We start from the raw sequence: 16,632 nt of genomic DNA on the forward strand, positions 1-16,632 counted from the left end.
ATTGCGCGAATCACTTAATATGATGGGTGCTTTAACAGGTACCTACTGTACGAGTTAGCGCTTAAATTGCTTAAGCGACATGTGCTTTATATGCCCTTTTTTAAAAACGCACAAACGAGATATTTTTAGCGTGAAGATGAAAAATATTGATTAACTATAAATGCAGATTAAAATACGCAAAATTAATATTTTACGAGTGTTATAAATGTCGCTGCCTGCTTGCCCAAAATGCCAATGTGAATATGTTTACGAGGACCAACAACTGCTTGTTTGCCCCGAGTGCGCCCATGAGTGGAACCCTAATAATACAAGCGATGAACACGCAATTTTAGTAAAAGATGCCAACGGCACTTTACTTAATGATGGCGATAAAGTGACCGTAGCCAAAGATTTAAAAATTAAAGGCAGCTCGCAAGTAATTAAAATTGGCACCAAAGCGGTAGTTAGAAGAGTGCTTGATAAAAAAGATCACGAGCTTGATTCTAAAGTAGAAGGCATTGGCGAAATGATGGTAACTGCTAAGTTTGTGAAAAAGACTAATTGAGTTAAGTGTTTAACAAAACTAATTCACCTAACCTCCTCAAAGGAATGAGGAAGTGTTCACTAAAGCAAAATAACAATATTGCCCCTATTTACTTGCTTATTATATTGCGTTTTTAGCCAAGCCTTGGTTGATTTTATGTTGTATATAAATAACATGGAAAATTGACGTAATAAAAGGATTTAACCAAAGTTTGTCACCTCTATTAGAGTCCGCTATTAAGTTAATACGATTACGAACCATGACAATCCAAGTTACATCGAAAGCACTAGATATAGCATGAATACCAATTGAGCTTTTTAGAATAGCAAGGTCATGATAATTAGCTAAACCATAAATTAAACTACCTAAAGAAATAATAAATAAAACAATGGTAGTTGTAATAAATAAGTTAGGTATTTTAAGTTCGGTATGAAGATTGATCTGGCTCGTAAATCGGTAAAGCTTATATATTAAATGTGAGCCTATAGTTAACACACATAAAACGACAGTCTTTAGTACAGAATCCGTTTCAAATATACCCGCAAATCCTTTGTTCATTTATTCTCCAGAGCTGAATAGACTGAGCTTACGTAGAAATCTAACAAAGCATTAATCGGTCAATAGCTTGCCAAAATATGAAACGAAGTGGAACCGAGTAAACTGTTAGCAGTCACGCTTTATTTTCTAGTTAGGTGTATTTTAAACTACTCTGTCCAAAGAGCACCTTCACTTATATCCGCTATAGAGCTTCGTACAGTATTTGGAATGTGAGGGCTTTCTTGGGAAAGTTGGTCTATCTTTTCTCGAATAGTATCAAGTAAGGCCCAGTTATCTTCTTGTGCTAAAAGTTGCTCCAACTCACGCCCGATTGCATTATAACGTGCGCCTGCAGTTCTATGCTTTTCAGTTTTATCTGAATAATTTAGAAATGACTGTAGTGCAGATAGTACGGCTGCGGTAATGCTCATTAAGCCTACTGTGATTTGCAACCAAATTTCTGGCTTTTGCTGGAGTGTAGCAAAAACCGTTGTTCCAACAATTGTTGCGAGTAAAACTGTTGGTAAGCCAAGCCAAAAATGGAGTCGAGAGTATCTAGATGCAGCGAGATAATGGCCATGTGCTACTGCAGCCACACGATTACTCCATTCTAATGCAACCTTTCGATGATTCACAGTTATCTCCTTTGCACCTAACGAACCTGTAGAGTAACTCGTTTTTATTTGTTTTTATTGATAAACAAACCATATCTGAGTTCCTATTTTTGTTCAATCTATTACTGTACTTTTACACAGGATATAAAAAGTGTAGTGGTACAGTGGCAAGAAAGAATGGATACACTGGCGATATTCGTGCACTAAATTTTTAAGGCAAACATTTGTGGAATGGGCAGGATTATCTGTGCGTTATTCATTTTGGGCTAAAGCATATTATCGCCAGCAAGAAGCCAAAGGAAAACCCATAATACCATCATTAGATCATTGGCATTTAAGTGGATGCAAATCCTATTTAGGCGCTGGAAAACACATACGCCCTACGATGAATCAACTTACTTAACTGCATTGAAAAGTAAGGGTTCACCGCTGTTAAAATTTGAGGTGGAAAGTGAGCTTTAGCGCTTGCTGTCCACCTCAGGGCGTGTTGTTAGCTGTATATTGCGTTAGCAACAAAAATTTTCGTAAGTCTCGTTCTTGTCTCATTACGTGCAAAATATATACTTTATCGTTATCTTTTTTGTAAAATATACGACAAGGATTCACGACCAGTTCAAGATAATTTAGGTTAGCTAACTCAATTGGTTTTTTACCTGATTCAGGAAAGAGTTCGAGACGTTCAACTTTTTCAAATATTTTGGAAACCAATTTTTTCGCTGACTGCAAATTGCTTAATGAGATATATTCAGCGATATCGTTAAGATCATCCAAAGCTGGATTAGTCCAAATTATTTCAGCCATTTATTCATTTTATCTTTAGCTTCAACATTCGACATGGTTTCACCACGACTTATTGCCTGCTCTCCTTTTGCAAGAGACTCAAGAATTTGCATACGCTTTTGCATAAATTCATAATCATCAACATCTACTAAGTATGCAGATGGTTGTCCATGTTCAGTTATCAACACAGGTTCTTTAGAGGAATGAAGTTCAGATAATATCTTCGTTGCTTGACGCTTCAATGTTGTTACTAGTTCTACTCTCATAATAATCCCCAAACAAATGTATCACTATAGTAGCACCGAGTAGCCAACTTGGGAAATACAACTAACGAGGCTGTATAACCACTAAAATCAATTAAAAAGGGAGCACCTAACGTCAACCCTGCTCATTTTTAAACTATTAGGTACTTCTCATTATATGCCTTTGTAGAAATTGAAATACACACCACGTTACGCTATAAAAACATAGCTGTAGGTTGGATAAATGGCGAAGCTATGCCATCCGACAATTAATTTATGAATATAAATAAGCGATTATTACGTTGGCATAGCTTTTTCAGATGGTGTTCTCTTAAAAAACCAAAGCTTTATAAAATCTTTACCACCACATATTCGTGGGCTTTACCTGCTATTGTTAACGTAATTTCATCATCAATCTGTTTATTTAATAACTGCTTACCCATTGGTGCGCCGGGTGTTACTACAGCTATTGCGTGCTCTTTAACATTTACCGTTAAACCACCAGCTGCGGGGCCTAAATAAAACCATTTTTGGGCTGCGTTATTATCTTCTAAACACACCAGCGAACCGATAGCTATTTTGTCGGTAGGCTTTTCGTTAAAGGCAGGCTCAAACAATTCTATGCTTTTATAGCAATCGTTTACGCGCTGGGCTTGGCCTTGTGCTAAATAAGCGGCTTCGAGCCCTAGGGTATCGTATTTGTTTTCGGCTATGTTTTCTTCATGTGTGGCGGTGTCGTGCGCGGTTTTTGCCGCTACTTTTGCTGTTGTAAGCTGCGCTTCAAGCGCAAAACGAAGATGTTCGATAACGTGGGTTTTATTCATGGGGATTAATACAATACTGGCAGTAAAAATAAGGCAGTTAGTTTAACATTTTTGCTAGGCTTAAAACCATTGTTTTAAACCCCCGCAAGTTTGGTGGGAATACTAGCGGGGCTTAAATTAGCATTAAACTAACAAAGAGCTGTTGGTTGGTGCAGCTCTTTGCTTGTGCTTTATTAAAAACCTTATGGCATATCTAATAATGTCTGCGTGTGGGCATCTACTTTAACTTCGTAGTTTTTAGCGCTTAAGCCCAATAGTTCCGGCAAGGTTGCCGCTATACAAATAGACGAGAACGTACCCACTACAATGCCGGTAAATAATGCTATAGCAAAGCCTTGCAGTGGTGCGCCTGCAAGTAACCAAACGCTCGCAACCGTCGCAAGTGTGGTACCCGACGTTATTAAGGTGCGCGTTAGTGTGCTTTTAATCGCATTATTAATAATAGTCGCTGGGCTAAGTACATTATTTGATTGAACACGTAAAAGCTCACGCACTCTATCCCCCACTATTATTGAGTCGTTAAGTGAATAGCCAATAATAGCCAGTAAGCTAGCCAGCACGGTTAGGTTAAACTCAATTTGTAATAGTGAAAACAACCCAAGTACGAGTATTAAATCATGCATTAGCGCTACTACAGACCCTACCGCTAAGCGCCATTCAAAACGCACTGCAAGGTAAATCATTACCGCAATCATTGCAGCAAACATGGCTAAACAGCCTTGATCAAATAACTCATCGCCCACTTGTGAGCCAATATAAGCTGACGATAACACCTGTGCGTTTATATCATCGTTTTGTGTAACAGCGCTTTGCCAATCAAGGCTATTAGCTGTTGTTGATGTTGTTGATGTTGTTGATGCACCTGGCGCTTCTCTTAATTGAAAATGACTATTACCTTGCGCGGTTAGCTCAAACTCACCGCTGTGATTTTTGGCAATAAATGATTGAAGCTCTTTTAGAGCTACACTTTGGCTGGTTGTAAACTCAGTTAAATAACCGCCGGTAAAATCTAGGCCAAAATTTAAACCTTTTTGCGTCAGCGTAAATACTGATAGCAGCACTAAGATGGCACTCAAAAGCATGCCCATAAAGCGTAAGCGTGTACCCTTTTCACCTTTTAAAAAAGTGTTAAGCATGTGCTTTTACTCCTGCTTTTTTACCCATTTTTAAATACAACGTTTGGCTTAATATTTTTGATACATACACACCTGTAAATACAGATGTTAAAAGTCCCAGTGCGAGTGTAATGGCAAAACCTTTAACGGGCCCATAGCCTATGCCGTATAAAATAAGTGCGGTGATCATGGTCGTTATATTGGCATCAAATATTGTATTTGCGGCTTGTTTATAACCCTCTTGAATAGCTTGATATGGTGCACGGCCTTGGCGACGTTCTTCTTTAATGCGTTCAAATATTATTACGTTAGTGTCTACCGCCATACCTATGGTTAATACTAGGCCAGCGATACCCGGCAGGGTTAACACAACCCCTGGTAATAATGACATTAAGCCCACAAGCGACGTTAAATTTAATATAAGTGCTACGTTTGCAATAAGGCCTAAACGGCGATACCAAAGCGCCATAAATGCAAGCGTAATACCCATGCCTAACATAAGCGCGGCTAAGCCATTACTAATATTTTCGCTGCCGAGGCTTGGCCCTATTGTTTGTTCGTGCACAATTGTAACAGGGGCGGTAAGCGAGCCTGCACGTAGTAATAATGCCAGATCGGCTGCCGCTTGTTGGCTTTTCATATTGGTAATACTAAAACGCGAACTTAAATGCTGAGCAATATTGGCAACATTAATAACTTCGCTTTTTTTAACTACTTCACCTTTAGTATTTTGAGAGTACTCAGAGTAAACCGTCGCCATTGGCTTACCAATATTGGCTTTTGAAAATGCCGACATTGCATCCCCACCTTGGCCGTCTAGGCTTAGTTGTACAAGTGGTTTACCCCAATCGTCGCGGCCTATGTTTGCATTATTAATATGATCGCCTGTAAAAATTGGCACAGGATCGAGCTTTATGGTTCCGCCCGATTGCATATTAAATGTTTGTCCGCCTATTTCTTTTAATTGATAAAAACCAAGCGATGCTGTTGCACCAATAATACGCTTAGCTTCGGTTGGATCTTGCACACCCGGTAGCTCTATACGAATGCGGTGCTTACCTTGTTGCTGTGTTACCGCTTCAGTAATGCCTAACTCTTCAATACGTGAACGAAGGGTTGTAAGTGTTTGCCCCATTACTTCTTTATCAAAGCTGCTGCGGCCTTGCTCTGAATAACTAAATTTGGCAGTTTTAACGCTGCCCTTATTGCTTGTTACAACGGCTAAATTAGCAAATCGGCTTTTTAGCTCTTCAATAACAGGGGTTAACTTGTCGGTTGCATTAGGCAGTGCGTTTATTTCAAACCCATGCTGAGTTTGCTGCGCTTTTACGCCATGTGCTTTTTGCTTAATAATAATTGATTTAGCTTGTTGATACGCACTGGCTAACTGCTCATCAACGGCTTTATCTAAATCTACGTCTAGTACAAATAGCACACCGCCATTTAAATCAAGGCCCAGCTTTATTGGTGATAAACCAAAATCTTGTAACCATGTTGGGCTGGTTGCATGCTCAACAATTTTAACTTGCGTGTTTGGATATTGCGCTTTTATAGCCGCTTGCGCCTGAGCGCTTTTAGTTGGCGCGTTTAAAAGTACATTAATAGTCGATTGCTTATCTAAACCCTGCTCAACCTCTAGCCCTTGTTTATTTAAAAAAGTAACTAGCGTTTTAGTACTCGGTAAAGATTGCGTTTCGCTGTGCGGAGCAGTACTGATGTGCAACCACGATTTATTTGGGTATAAATTTGGTAATGCGCTGATAGCTAATAAAACCAGTACTATTAGCATGGCGATATAGCTTAATTTAAACTTAGCCGTAGACGGCTTTTTATCTTTTTTAAAACTTAACATGTTTAATCCTTATTGCCAGCAAAGCTAGCAACGTACTTTTTAAAAGCACAATTAATCTGCAGGCTAAAACTTTAAAAGTTAAAACCTAATAAAATTAAATAAGGAAAATTAAGCGTGGTAGGTAGTTACAGCTCTGTAGAGTAAGTTTACGTCTTTCCAGCCACTCAAGCGCGACTTTTTACTATTAGTTACAAGCGTATACCAAGGCTGTATAGGATTAATCGCTCTTGGTCGTAAGAATATATGCCTAACAAGATTTTGAGCAAAAAATTCAAAAACCACATCGTATTCTGGCTCACTTTGAACAGTGTGCAAAAACAATGATGAATTATTGGCAGTTAACCTTGGTTGGTGCGCGTCAAAATCGGTTTGATGCGTTTTTTTATGTTGCGAAGTATCTACAGACTTACTAATAGGCTGTATTTTAGTTAAATCGCCAATATCAGTAAGCGAAACCTGCGTACTAACAGTAATATTTAAATTTTGTGAGGCGCCCATAGCATTGCTCTGCACACTAAAAAGTGCAGCAAGTAGCAAAAAGGCAGTTAAAAACACTCTAAATTTAAACATTCACGTTTTAAAACTAAAATAAGGGATGCGTAGTATATAAGGGCAAGCATTTAAAATACAATGCTTATTAATTAAGTATTTAGTTTTAACAGAGATCACTAATGCGCCCCAGACAAAGCACAGAAAAACGCCCCGACGCCATGAATTTACGCCAAAGTGTAAAAACACTGTGGCCCTACCTTACAAAATTTAAAGGCCGTGTTTTTATTGCACTTATGGCGCTTATAGGCGCAAAAGGTGCCACTTTGTTGATGCCGTGGGCACTTAAAGAAATTATAGACTCGGTAGATAAGTCAATTAACCCACTGTTAGTTATCCCCGTTTTATTATTACTGATGTACGGTGCACTGCGTTTTGCTAGCGTGTTTTTAGGTGAGGTAAGAGATGCTGTATTTTCTCGCGTAACCGAGCATGCCATGCGTGATATTGGTTTAAAGGTATTTAAGCATTTGCATTCACTTGAGCTGGCTTTTCATTTAGATAGGCAAACCGGAGGCATTAGCCGCGATATAGAGCGTGGTACTAGCGGGTTAAGCTTTTTAATGCGTTTTCTAATGTTTAACATTGTACCTACTTTATTTGAAATACTGACCGTTGCGATTATTTTTGGCACGTTGTTTTCTGTTTGGTTTGCGCTTATTACATTATTGGCAGTCGCTATCTATATTACCTTTACTGTGGTGGTTACTCAGTGGAGAAACCGCTTTATTCGCGAAGCAAACGCTGCCGACAGCCAAAGTAATACCCGCGCTATAGACAGCCTACTTAACTATGAAACTGTAAAATATTTTAATAATGAAGAATTTGAAGCAAGCACTTACGACACCTTTTTAGCACAATGGGAAAAAGCTCGATTAAAAAATAGAATGTCGTTACTTGCGCTCAACTCAGGACAAGCACTTATTATTGCTTGTGCTATTACGGCTTTAATGTGGCTTGGTGCAAGCGAAGTGGTTACCGGTGAGCTTTCTATTGGTGAGCTTGTGATGATTAACGCATATATGATTCAGTTATTTTTACCGCTCAATTTTTTAGGCTTTGTATATCGCGAAATAAGACGCGCCCTTACCGACCTTGAAAACATGCTTGGGCTACTTAATAAAAAACCACTTATTACTGATTCATCAACCGCTAAAGTGTTAAATATTCAACATGGTGAAATTGCATTTAAAAATGTAAGTTTTAGTTACGATGTGCATCGCCCTATTCTTAATAATCTTAGCTTTAGTGTTAAAGCAGGCAGTAAAGTAGCCATCGTTGGCGCCAGTGGTGCTGGTAAAAGTTCGTTAGCGCGACTGCTTTATCGTTTTTATGATACAAACGCTGGTGAAATTAGTATTGATAACCAAGCTATAAATAACGTAACACTTCAGAGCCTTCGACAAGCCATTGCAATCGTCCCACAAGATACGGTGCTGTTTAACACCACTATTCGTGAAAATATCGCTTACGGCAGACCATCAGCAAGCGATGCTGAAATTGACGAAGCCATTGCAATGGCGCACTTAAAAGACTTTATAGGCACACTTGATAAAGGCGATAAAACACTGGTTGGCGAGCGTGGTTTAAAAGTATCAGGCGGTGAAAAACAGCGGATTGCCATTGCGCGCGCCATTTTGAAAAAGTCCCCTATTTTAATTTTTGACGAAGCAACATCTGCACTCGACTCTCATTCTGAGCAAGCAATACTCGCAGCAATGCGTGAAGTTGCTAGTAACCATACGAGTATTGTTATTGCCCATCGCCTTTCTACTATTACCGATGCAGATACCATTATTGTACTCAAAGCTGGTGAAATTATAGAGCAAGGTAGGCACGATGAGTTACTTACTCTCGCCGGAGAATATGCCCGTATGTGGGAACTACAACATAAAAATAAATAATGTGTAACCCCTTTTAGCTCTTATGCTTGCCGGTATTAGAGCTAAATAAAACTTTTATTTAGCCTTTCTCTTTTCTTCTAAATTAGTTTTATCGAGCACTGTGGTGATTCACCTCAAAAGGTTTGTTTGTATGTATGATATCTATAACAATCGATAAGTTAAATATTCGTAACAATAAAAATGATTCACTGCTGCTTTAATTCAATCAGTGATACTCAGGAGTAAGTAATGAAAAAGAGTTTAATTGCCGCAGCATTAACTGCCACATTTATTACCGGTTGTTCAGATCCGCAAACAACAAAAGCAAACGAACAACAACCTAAAGTAGCGACAGCAGCAGTAACAGAAAAAGCAGAGTTGGGTAGTTTTGGTGTTGATTTAACAGCCCGTAACGAAGCCGTTAAACCAGGCGATGACTTTTTTATGTATGCCAGCGGCACGTGGTATGACAACTACGAAATGCCTGCAGATAAAACCCGCTACGGTGCATTTTCTGGATTAGCTGAGCGCAGCGAAGGCGATGTTAAAGCTATTATTGAAGAAATTGCAGCACGCAAAGACTTAAACGCATAAGAAAAACTCGTTGCTGATTTTTACAACGCCTACATGGATACCGAAACACTTAATAAACTAGGTGTGGCGCCAATCAAGCCATTATTAAGTGAAATTAATGATATATCGTCGACCGACGATTTAGCTGAGATGTTTGGTAAGTCTTGGTTAACCGGTAATAAAGCCCCTTTTGGCGGCGGCATGTGGTTTAATCGCCTAGACCCTAATAAATATGAAATGTCACTAGGTGCTGGTGGTTTAGGCTTACCAGATCGTTCTTACTACCTTGAAGACGCTGAGCGCTTTGTTAAAACCCGTACAGCTTATGTTGCTCACATTGCTGACATGCTTGAGTTTGCAGGAGTAAAAAATACCGCAGAGCGTGCTCAAGCAATTGTTGATCTTGAAACCAAAATTGCACAAGGTCATTGGCCTCGTGAAAAGCGCCGTAATCGCGATTTAACGCTAAACCAAATTGAACGCGCCGATTTAAGCACTGCTTATCCTGGTTTTAACTGGGATTTATATTTTGCGCAAACAGGTTATAAAGTACCTCAGTTAAATGTCTCTCAACCTGAACCTATAAAAGCGATGATTGAGCTAATCAATCAAGAAGATATTGCAGTATGGAAAGACTACCTAACGTATCACGCTATTAGCGGTAACGCAGGTTTACTATCAGAAGACGTATTTAATACTAACTTTGCTTTTTTTGGTAAAGAACTAAACGGACAACAAGAGCCTCGCCCTCGTTGGAAACGTGCAATAAGTCAAATGTCAGGCACAAGTTCGCTTGGTTTTGCTATTTGTAAAATATACGTAGCACGTTACTTCCCTGAATCATCAAAACAACAAATGTCAGAGCTGGTTGAAAACCTTCGTACAGCCCTTGGTGAACGTATTGATAACCTAGAGTGGATGGGCGATGAAACTAAAGTAAATGCGCGCGCTAAACTGGCTGCATTTGTACCAAAAATTGGTTATCCCGATGTATGGCAGTCTTATGATGGTTTAAGCATTACTAAAAACGATTTAATCGGTAATGTAAAAAACATGCGTGAGTTTTTCCACGCAGAAAGTGTTGAAAAAGAGCTACAAAAAACAGATCGTAACCGCTGGGGCATGACGCCACAACGCGTAAACGCTTACTACAATAGCTCGTTTAATGAAATTGTATTTCCGGCTGCGATACTACAGCCGCCGTTTTTCGATCCAAATGCCGATCCGGCTGTAAACTATGGCGGTATTGGCGCTGTAATTGGTCACGAAATGGGTCATGGATTTGACGATCAAGGTTCAAAATCTGACGAAAACGGTGTGCAACGTAACTGGTGGACTGATGCTGACCGCGCTGCATTTGACAAAAAAGCCGACCAACTGGCTGCGCAGTACAGTAAATACGAGCCAATCGAAGGTAACTTTGTTAATGGTCGCAATAGCCTTGGCGAAAACATTGGTGATGTAGGTGGGTTATCGATGGCTTATCACGCGTACAAGCTAAGTTTAAATGGTAAAGAAGCGCCTGTAATAGACGGCGTGACTGGCGATCAACGTTTCTTCCTTGCGTGGGCACAAGTATGGAAAGAAAAACGTACTGAGCAAAGCATGCTTAACCAACTTCGTGGTGGCACACATGCTCCAGGTCGCTTTAGAGCACAAGCGCCACGTAACCACGATGCATGGTATAAAGCGTTTAATGTGAAACCAGGCGATGCGTTATACCTTCCTGAAGATGAACGTGTACGTATTTGGTAAGTAATACTTACTTTTTATTACTTAGTAAGGCAACCTGTTATACCGCTTGCCTTTTTTATTGAGTTAAATTTACAATAATAGATATAATTCCAACGTCTAAATCCCTCGATAATCTCCTCACTAAAATGCACTTTAGATGGACTTTAAACGCTACAGTTTTAATCGGCTTTAATACTTACTAGCCCTTGAATGCATTTACCTTTAGAATACGCATTATAATTTTATTCTATTATTTACATATATTAAGGCGAAACGCAGATGGGAAGAGCTTACCAAAACAAAAAAGATTCAATGGCTAAGACTGCGGGTGCTAAAACTAAAGTTTATTCTAAGTACGGCAAAGAAATTTATATTTGTGCAAAAAACGGCGGTGTAGATCCAGATGGTAACTTATCATTGCGTCGTTTAATTGAACGCGCTAAAAAAGACCAAGTACCAGCACACGTTATTGACCGCGCAATAGACAAAGCAAAAGGCGGCGGCGGTGAAGACTACGCAGCAACACGTTACGAAGGTTACGGTCCTGGTAACTGTATGATTATTGTTGACTGTTTAACAGACAACAACAAGCGTACCTTTGCTGATGTACGTGTTTGTTTTACCAAAGCAAATGCTAAAATTGGCGCTCAAAACTCTGTTTCACATTTATTTGATCACCTTGCTATTTTTGTATTTGACGGTGATGACGACGAAGCCGTACTTGAAGCTCTTATGATGGCTGATGTTGATGTAACTGACGTAGAAGTAGATGACGGTAAAGTTACTGTTTTTGCTCCTCACACAGAGTACAACAATACACGTACAGCGCTTGAAGAAATGGGCGTGACTGAATTTGACGAAGACCTAATTAGCTTTGTGCCACAAATTGAAACGCCGATTGAAGGCGAAGATGTTGAAGTTATGGAACGATTTTTAGCAATGTTAGAAGATTGCGACGACGTACAAAACGTTTACCATAACGCGCAATTCTAAAGAGCGATTTAGTAAGTTAGAACGACTTTAAGCCAACAGCTATGTTGGCTTTTTCATTTTTAGAACATGGTATTAATATGAACTCCCTTAAAGAGCTTAAAAGTGGCAAACTTGTTGGTGCTACTCGCCTGCAATTGGTAGAAGAGCTAACGACATTTCCTGAAGAAATTTTTAGCTTAGCTGACACGCTTGAAGTTCTCGATTTATCAAATAATAACTTATCAACACTACCTGATGAATTTGCCTGTTTAACACATCTGAAGCGTGTGTTTTTATCGTTTAATCAGTTTAAGCATATTCCCAAAGTGCTCGCTAAATGCCCTGCTTTAATTATGGTCGCGTTTAAAGGTAACCAAATTTCTGAATTTGCTTTAAACAGCCTGCCAAAAAATATTGAGTGGCTAATACTCACCGATAATACGTTAAGCGAATTGCCTGAAGATTTTGGTAATTATACCCAGCTTAAAAAGCTTGCGCTTGCAGGCAATCAACTTAAGCAACTGCCAAGTAGCATGGCGCAGTGTAAAAACCTTGAGCTTGTTAGGCTCTCTGCTAATAACTTAACACACGTAGACGACTGGCTGTTTGAATTACCTAAACTTGCTTGGCTTGCGTTTGCCGGTAACGATTTTAATAAAGCTCAGTGCCTTACAAAAAGCTGCTTAGAAAATAAGCCTCTTAACGATTACACACTTAGTCATGTTATTGGCCAAGGTGCATCGGGCGTTATTCATTTAGCGCAAGCAGCTGATAGCGCTGTAGCTATTAAATTATTTAAAGGCGCAATTACCAGCGACGGCTACCCGCTTGATGAAGTAAATTGCTGCTTACAAGCAGGCGATCACGCTAATTTAATTAAGGTACTTGCCTACATAGAGCAAAGTGATCAGCTAGGTTTAGTGATGGAGCTAATAGATAAAAGCTTTACTAATTTAGGCCTGCCTCCAAGCCTTGAAACCTGTACGCGTGATACCTTTGATGATGATTGCCATTACTCAACTCACGCTATTTTAAAAATTGCACAGCAAATGGTAAGTACGCTGCATCACTTACATATTTGTAAAGTAAGCCATGGCGACGTGTATGCGCATAACACCATGATAAACAAAGATGCTGATGTATTATTTGGTGATTTTGGTGCAGCCACAAACTTAGCCATGTTAAGTGATTATCAACAAAAGCAAATCGAGTTAATTGAAGTACGTGCATTAGGGTGTTTAATTGAAGACTTATTAGGCACGGTAACTGGCGATGATAAACAAAGTGAGCTCTTTGTTAAAATGTCCGATATGGCAAAATGCGCCATGAAACCTATATTAAATCAAAGACCTACATTTACTGAGTTATTAGCTGAGCTAAAATAAGTTTAATATTAATAATATAAGCGAGCAAAATGTAACACCTTGCTCGCTTTTAATTTATGTTTATCCGGATTCCCGAATTTATTTAGTGCGCTTAAACGGGTAAACCTGTTGTTTAAGCATACCTATGGGCATGTAATCCCCGACTACGCCATACGCTTGTGGCCACTCTTTTTGGCCTTTAACAGCAGTACCAAACACATAATCTAAAAACGAAAAATGTGCAGCGTAATTTCGGTCAATCGCGGCTTTATCTGACGCATGATGCCAATGGTGAAACTGCGGTGTAACCATAAAATACTTTAGCCAACCAAATTTCACACGTACATTTGCATGGTTAAACACAGCCTGTAAACCCACAATTATTACGTACAAGCTAATTATTTGCTGTGAAAAACCAAGTACAAATATAGGCGTGAGCACTAAGCTGCGCGTTACGAGTATTTCAAGAATATGCTGGCGAGAGCCCGCTAACCAATCCATTTCTTTAGCACTGTGATGTACGCCATGAAAGCGCCATAGTAAAGGGACTTCGTGATAAGCACGATGCACCCAATACTGCATTAAATCAGCCACGAGTATTATTAAAAACAACTGCACTGCAAAGGGAGTTTGCTCTATATAACCTTGTACTGTAGATGATACAGCCCAGCCAAAGCCATAATGCACAAAGTGGTTAGTAACAAGTAATACAAAACCAATAATTAAATGATTTACAAAAAAGTGGTTTAAATCGCCCCGCCATTCACTACGTAATATTTTTTGATCTTTACGATGAGGTAATAACTTTTCAATCACAATAAATATAAGTGTTGAACCGAGTAAATCTAAAATAAACCAATCAAGCCCTATATAAGGTGTATCAGAAGCAAATTCATTTACTTCAACGTTTGGTCCGCCAAACATAATAGCGAGTAAAATAAAAAACCACGCTGTAGCCCCTAAACGCTTATTGGTATTACGTACAAAGTTAAGTAATCCTAAACTGCCCGAGACTAATAATGATGCAAACATAAGCTGACGTAAAAAGTCGACGCTGTAGCTTTTTCTCAGCTCTGGTGTGGTTAAATATTCAGGAAAGTGAAACGCTAATACGCCTAAGCAACTCAGTATTGCTAAAAAGCAGGCTATGTAGCCACTTATGTTGCCCTCACCTATCTGAAGATGATTTGTGCGAAATACTTTTCGCGATAAAGCTCTGATCATTTTTATTATTCCTTGCGTCGTTGAGTTGATTAAATACAACGAAATTCCATTAATTTACACACCCACATATTAACAAAATTTAGGGTATAAAAAATACAAATAGTTCCCTGCTAATTTTGAATTGCAAATATACAGATAAACCAAACGCAAAAAAGCCACGCAATGCGTGGCTTGGTTGGATAAAGCTAAACTTTTACAAGGTCAATTATAAGTACTGACCTAATGCTTTAACTTGGTCTAACATGCGGTTTGAGAAACCCCACTCGTTGTCGTACCAAGCCATTACTTTAACTAGTTTGCCATTGGCTTTAGTTTGCGTTGCATCAAAGATAGACGACGCTGGGTTATGGTTAAAGTCGATAGAAACAAGCGGAAGCTCATTATATTCTAAAATACTCTTCATTGAACCCGTTGATGCTTCTTTCATGATTGCATTGATTTCTTCTGTAGTCGTATCACGCTTAGTGATAAACGTAAAATCAACTAAAGAAACATTGATTGTAGGTACACGTACCGACATACCATCTAATTTACCAGCAAGTTCTGGTAATACTAAACCAACAGCTGCCGCAGCACCTGTTTTAGTTGGGATCATAGATTGAGTTGCACTACGCGCACGGTATAAATCTGGGTGGTAAACGTCAGATAAGTTTTGATCGTTGGTGTAAGCGTGAATAGTCGTCATGCTACCTTGCTCAATACCTACTGTGTCGTTAATTGCCTTTGCAATTGGCGCTAAACAGTTAGTAGTACAAGAAGCGTTAGAAATGATATTGCTATCAGCATTAATTACGTCGCTGTTTACACCATGTACTACTGTTGCATCTAAACCAGTACCTGGAGCAGATACGATTACTTTTTTAGCGCCTGCAGTAATGTGCTTAGCAGCGTCATCACGCTTAGTGAAAAAACCAGTACATTCTAAAACGATGTCTACGTTTAGCTCTTTCCACGGTAAGTTTGCAGGATCACGCTCTTGCGTTAACGTAATTACGTCATCACCAATTAGCATAGTGTTGTTTTCAAGTGTTACTTTTTTAGAAAAAATACCATGAACTGAGTCATACTGCGTTAAATGTGCATTTACGTTAGCTGGTGCTAAATCGTTAATTGCGACAATTTTAATTTCGTTGTTTTGAGCTGACTCGTAAAGTGCACGTAATACATTGCGACCGATACGGCCATAACCGTTAATTGCTACATTAATCATTTTAGACTCCTATTTAAGTTCACTTGCTTGGCGAGCAAGCGCTTCAATTGCTTGCCAGTCTTTATTTTCAATTAGTTGTTTATCTAGCATCCAAGTACCACCCACACAAATAACGTTGTTAAGCGCTAAATAATTAGGTGCAGTTGCTAGGCTAATGCCGCCAGTTGGGCAAAAAGTAATATGTGGTAATGGGCCACCGATTGATTTAAGCATTGCTGTTCCGCCCGCGGCTTCTGCAGGGAAGAATTTTAAAAACTTAAAACCATGCGACGCAAGCTGCATAACTTCACTCGCCGTTGCAGCGCCTGGTAAAAATGGTATATCTGACTCTTTTGCTAAAGCAATCAGCTCATCGCTAACACCTGGGCTCACCATAAAATCAGCACCCGCAGCTACTGAAAGATCAAAGCTTGCTTTATCTACAACTGTTCCAGTGCCAACATATGCTTCTGGTACTTCCGCTTTCATTAGCTTTACAGCTTCTGCGGCAATTGGTGTACGTAGTGTAATTTCTAAGGCTTTTAAACCGCCGTTATATAACGCTCTAGCAAGTGGTGCAGCATCTTCTAATTTTTCGATTACAACCACTGGCACCACTGGTGCCGATGCTAAGATTTTTTCAATACTCATTACTTG

Annotated in this window: 15 protein-coding genes and 2 pseudogenes; 6 read left to right on the forward strand and 11 right to left on the reverse strand. The window is 39.3% G+C overall.

Annotated features, from left to right (window positions below; all coding sequences use genetic code 11):
• Positions 1–205: 205 nt before the first annotated feature.
• Positions 206–544 carry a zinc ribbon domain-containing protein YjdM gene (locus NRL14_RS08045; protein WP_306724408.1) on the forward strand — a complete coding sequence of 113 codons (339 nt, stop codon included), beginning with the start codon at positions 206–208 and terminating at the stop codon, positions 542–544.
• Positions 545–643: 99 nt separating this feature from the next.
• Here the strand turns inward: NRL14_RS08045 and NRL14_RS08050 are convergent, their stop codons facing one another.
• The gene (locus NRL14_RS08050) at positions 644–1,081 is read right to left on the reverse strand and encodes a hypothetical protein (protein ID WP_096792987.1); all 438 of its coding nucleotides are present in this window, start codon (positions 1,079–1,081) and stop codon (positions 644–646) included.
• A 146-nt stretch (positions 1,082–1,227) separates the two neighbouring features.
• Positions 1,228–1,695 (reverse strand): SLATT domain-containing protein, encoded by a 468-nt coding sequence (locus tag NRL14_RS08055; protein ID WP_188085494.1) that lies wholly within the window; start codon positions 1,693–1,695, stop codon positions 1,228–1,230.
• Positions 1,696–1,837: 142 nt separating this feature from the next.
• Here NRL14_RS08055 and NRL14_RS08060 point away from each other — a divergent pair.
• Positions 1,838–2,136 (forward strand): annotated as a pseudogene (locus NRL14_RS08060) (IS110 family transposase); the annotation flags it as partial.
• Positions 2,137–2,151: 15 nt separating this feature from the next.
• Here NRL14_RS08060 and NRL14_RS08065 read toward each other — a convergent pair.
• From NRL14_RS08065 to NRL14_RS08090, 6 genes are all read right to left on the reverse strand, one after another.
• The gene (locus NRL14_RS08065; protein WP_306724409.1) at positions 2,152–2,475 is read right to left on the reverse strand and encodes a type II toxin-antitoxin system RelE/ParE family toxin; all 324 of its coding nucleotides are present in this window, start codon (positions 2,473–2,475) and stop codon (positions 2,152–2,154) included.
• The gene (locus NRL14_RS08070; protein ID WP_010555056.1) at positions 2,463–2,720 is read right to left on the reverse strand and encodes a type II toxin-antitoxin system Phd/YefM family antitoxin; all 258 of its coding nucleotides are present in this window, start codon (positions 2,718–2,720) and stop codon (positions 2,463–2,465) included. The genes NRL14_RS08065 and NRL14_RS08070 overlap by 13 nt, the downstream gene beginning before the upstream one ends.
• Before the next feature lie 323 nt (positions 2,721–3,043).
• Entirely contained in the window at positions 3,044–3,520 is a 477-nt protein-coding gene (locus NRL14_RS08075) for a GreA/GreB family elongation factor (RefSeq protein WP_306724410.1), read from the reverse strand.
• A 182-nt stretch (positions 3,521–3,702) separates the two neighbouring features.
• Positions 3,703–4,656, reverse strand: a complete 954-nt coding sequence (secF, locus tag NRL14_RS08080; protein WP_306724411.1) for a protein translocase subunit SecF — start codon at positions 4,654–4,656, stop codon at positions 3,703–3,705.
• Positions 4,649–6,487, reverse strand: coding sequence for a protein translocase subunit SecD (gene secD / locus NRL14_RS08085; RefSeq protein ID WP_306724412.1), 1,839 nt, complete (start codon positions 6,485–6,487; stop codon positions 4,649–4,651). The genes secF and secD overlap by 8 nt, the downstream gene beginning before the upstream one ends.
• Positions 6,488–6,595: 108 nt before the next feature.
• A complete protein-coding gene (locus NRL14_RS08090; RefSeq protein ID WP_008134047.1) occupies positions 6,596–7,057 on the reverse strand; it encodes a hypothetical protein in 462 nt (153 codons plus the stop codon).
• Positions 7,058–7,158: 101 nt separating this feature from the next.
• Here NRL14_RS08090 and NRL14_RS08095 point away from each other — a divergent pair, with 101 nt between their 5' ends.
• From NRL14_RS08095 to NRL14_RS08110, 4 genes and pseudogenes are all read left to right on the forward strand, one after another.
• A complete protein-coding gene (locus NRL14_RS08095; RefSeq protein ID WP_306724413.1) occupies positions 7,159–8,940 on the forward strand; it encodes an ABC transporter ATP-binding protein/permease in 1,782 nt (593 codons plus the stop codon).
• A gap of 228 nt (positions 8,941–9,168) precedes the next feature.
• Positions 9,169–11,247 (forward strand): annotated as a pseudogene (locus NRL14_RS08100) (M13 family metallopeptidase).
• Positions 11,248–11,505: 258 nt separating this feature from the next.
• Complete coding sequence (locus NRL14_RS08105) at positions 11,506–12,219, forward strand: YebC/PmpR family DNA-binding transcriptional regulator (RefSeq protein WP_002959761.1); 714 nt, start codon at positions 11,506–11,508, stop codon at positions 12,217–12,219.
• Positions 12,220–12,260: 41 nt separating this feature from the next.
• Entirely contained in the window at positions 12,261–13,583 is a 1,323-nt protein-coding gene (locus NRL14_RS08110; RefSeq protein ID WP_373462525.1) for a leucine-rich repeat-containing protein kinase family protein, read from the forward strand.
• A gap of 78 nt (positions 13,584–13,661) precedes the next feature.
• Here the strand turns inward: NRL14_RS08110 and NRL14_RS08115 are convergent, their stop codons facing one another.
• The 3 genes from NRL14_RS08115 to eda all read right to left on the reverse strand — a co-directional run bounded on the left by NRL14_RS08115 (position 13,662) and on the right by eda (position 16,626).
• Entirely contained in the window at positions 13,662–14,786 is a 1,125-nt protein-coding gene (locus NRL14_RS08115; protein WP_306724415.1) for a sterol desaturase family protein, read from the reverse strand.
• Between the two features lie 205 nt (positions 14,787–14,991).
• Positions 14,992–15,996: a type I glyceraldehyde-3-phosphate dehydrogenase gene (gap, locus tag NRL14_RS08120; RefSeq protein ID WP_007375359.1), complete on the reverse strand. Its 1,005-nt coding sequence runs from the start codon at positions 15,994–15,996 to the stop codon at positions 14,992–14,994.
• A gap of 9 nt (positions 15,997–16,005) precedes the next feature.
• Positions 16,006–16,626 (reverse strand): bifunctional 4-hydroxy-2-oxoglutarate aldolase/2-dehydro-3-deoxy-phosphogluconate aldolase, encoded by a 621-nt coding sequence (gene eda / locus NRL14_RS08125; RefSeq protein ID WP_007375360.1) that lies wholly within the window; start codon positions 16,624–16,626, stop codon positions 16,006–16,008.
• Positions 16,627–16,632 lie beyond the last annotated feature (6 nt).

This window comes from Pseudoalteromonas sp. 20-92 (genome assembly GCF_030847595.1).
Classification (GTDB): domain Bacteria; phylum Pseudomonadota; class Gammaproteobacteria; order Enterobacterales; family Alteromonadaceae; genus Pseudoalteromonas; species Pseudoalteromonas fuliginea.

Bases quoted from the DNA above. Each gene is read 5' to 3' on its own strand.
- NRL14_RS08045 (WP_306724408.1), top strand. From the start codon at position 206: ATGTCGCTGCCTGCTTGCCCAAAATGCCAATGTGAATATGTTTACGAG.
- NRL14_RS08050 (WP_096792987.1), bottom strand. From the start codon at position 1,081: ATGAACAAAGGATTTGCGGGTATATTTGAAACGGATTCTGTACTAAAG.
- NRL14_RS08065 (WP_306724409.1), bottom strand. From the start codon at position 2,475: ATGGCTGAAATAATTTGGACTAATCCAGCTTTGGATGATCTTAACGAT.
- NRL14_RS08070 (WP_010555056.1), bottom strand. From the start codon at position 2,720: ATGAGAGTAGAACTAGTAACAACATTGAAGCGTCAAGCAACGAAGATA.
- NRL14_RS08075 (WP_306724410.1), bottom strand. From the start codon at position 3,520: ATGAATAAAACCCACGTTATCGAACATCTTCGTTTTGCGCTTGAAGCG.
- secF (WP_306724411.1), bottom strand. From the start codon at position 4,656: ATGCTTAACACTTTTTTAAAAGGTGAAAAGGGTACACGCTTACGCTTT.
- secD (WP_306724412.1), bottom strand. From the start codon at position 6,487: ATGTTAAGTTTTAAAAAAGATAAAAAGCCGTCTACGGCTAAGTTTAAA.
- NRL14_RS08090 (WP_008134047.1), bottom strand. From the start codon at position 7,057: ATGTTTAAATTTAGAGTGTTTTTAACTGCCTTTTTGCTACTTGCTGCA.
- NRL14_RS08095 (WP_306724413.1), top strand. From the start codon at position 7,159: ATGCGCCCCAGACAAAGCACAGAAAAACGCCCCGACGCCATGAATTTA.
- NRL14_RS08105 (WP_002959761.1), top strand. From the start codon at position 11,506: ATGGGAAGAGCTTACCAAAACAAAAAAGATTCAATGGCTAAGACTGCG.
- NRL14_RS08110 (WP_373462525.1), top strand. From the start codon at position 12,261: ATGTTGGCTTTTTCATTTTTAGAACATGGTATTAATATGAACTCCCTT.
- NRL14_RS08115 (WP_306724415.1), bottom strand. From the start codon at position 14,786: ATGATCAGAGCTTTATCGCGAAAAGTATTTCGCACAAATCATCTTCAG.
- gap (WP_007375359.1), bottom strand. From the start codon at position 15,996: ATGATTAATGTAGCAATTAACGGTTATGGCCGTATCGGTCGCAATGTA.
- eda (WP_007375360.1), bottom strand. From the start codon at position 16,626: ATGAGTATTGAAAAAATCTTAGCATCGGCACCAGTGGTGCCAGTGGTT.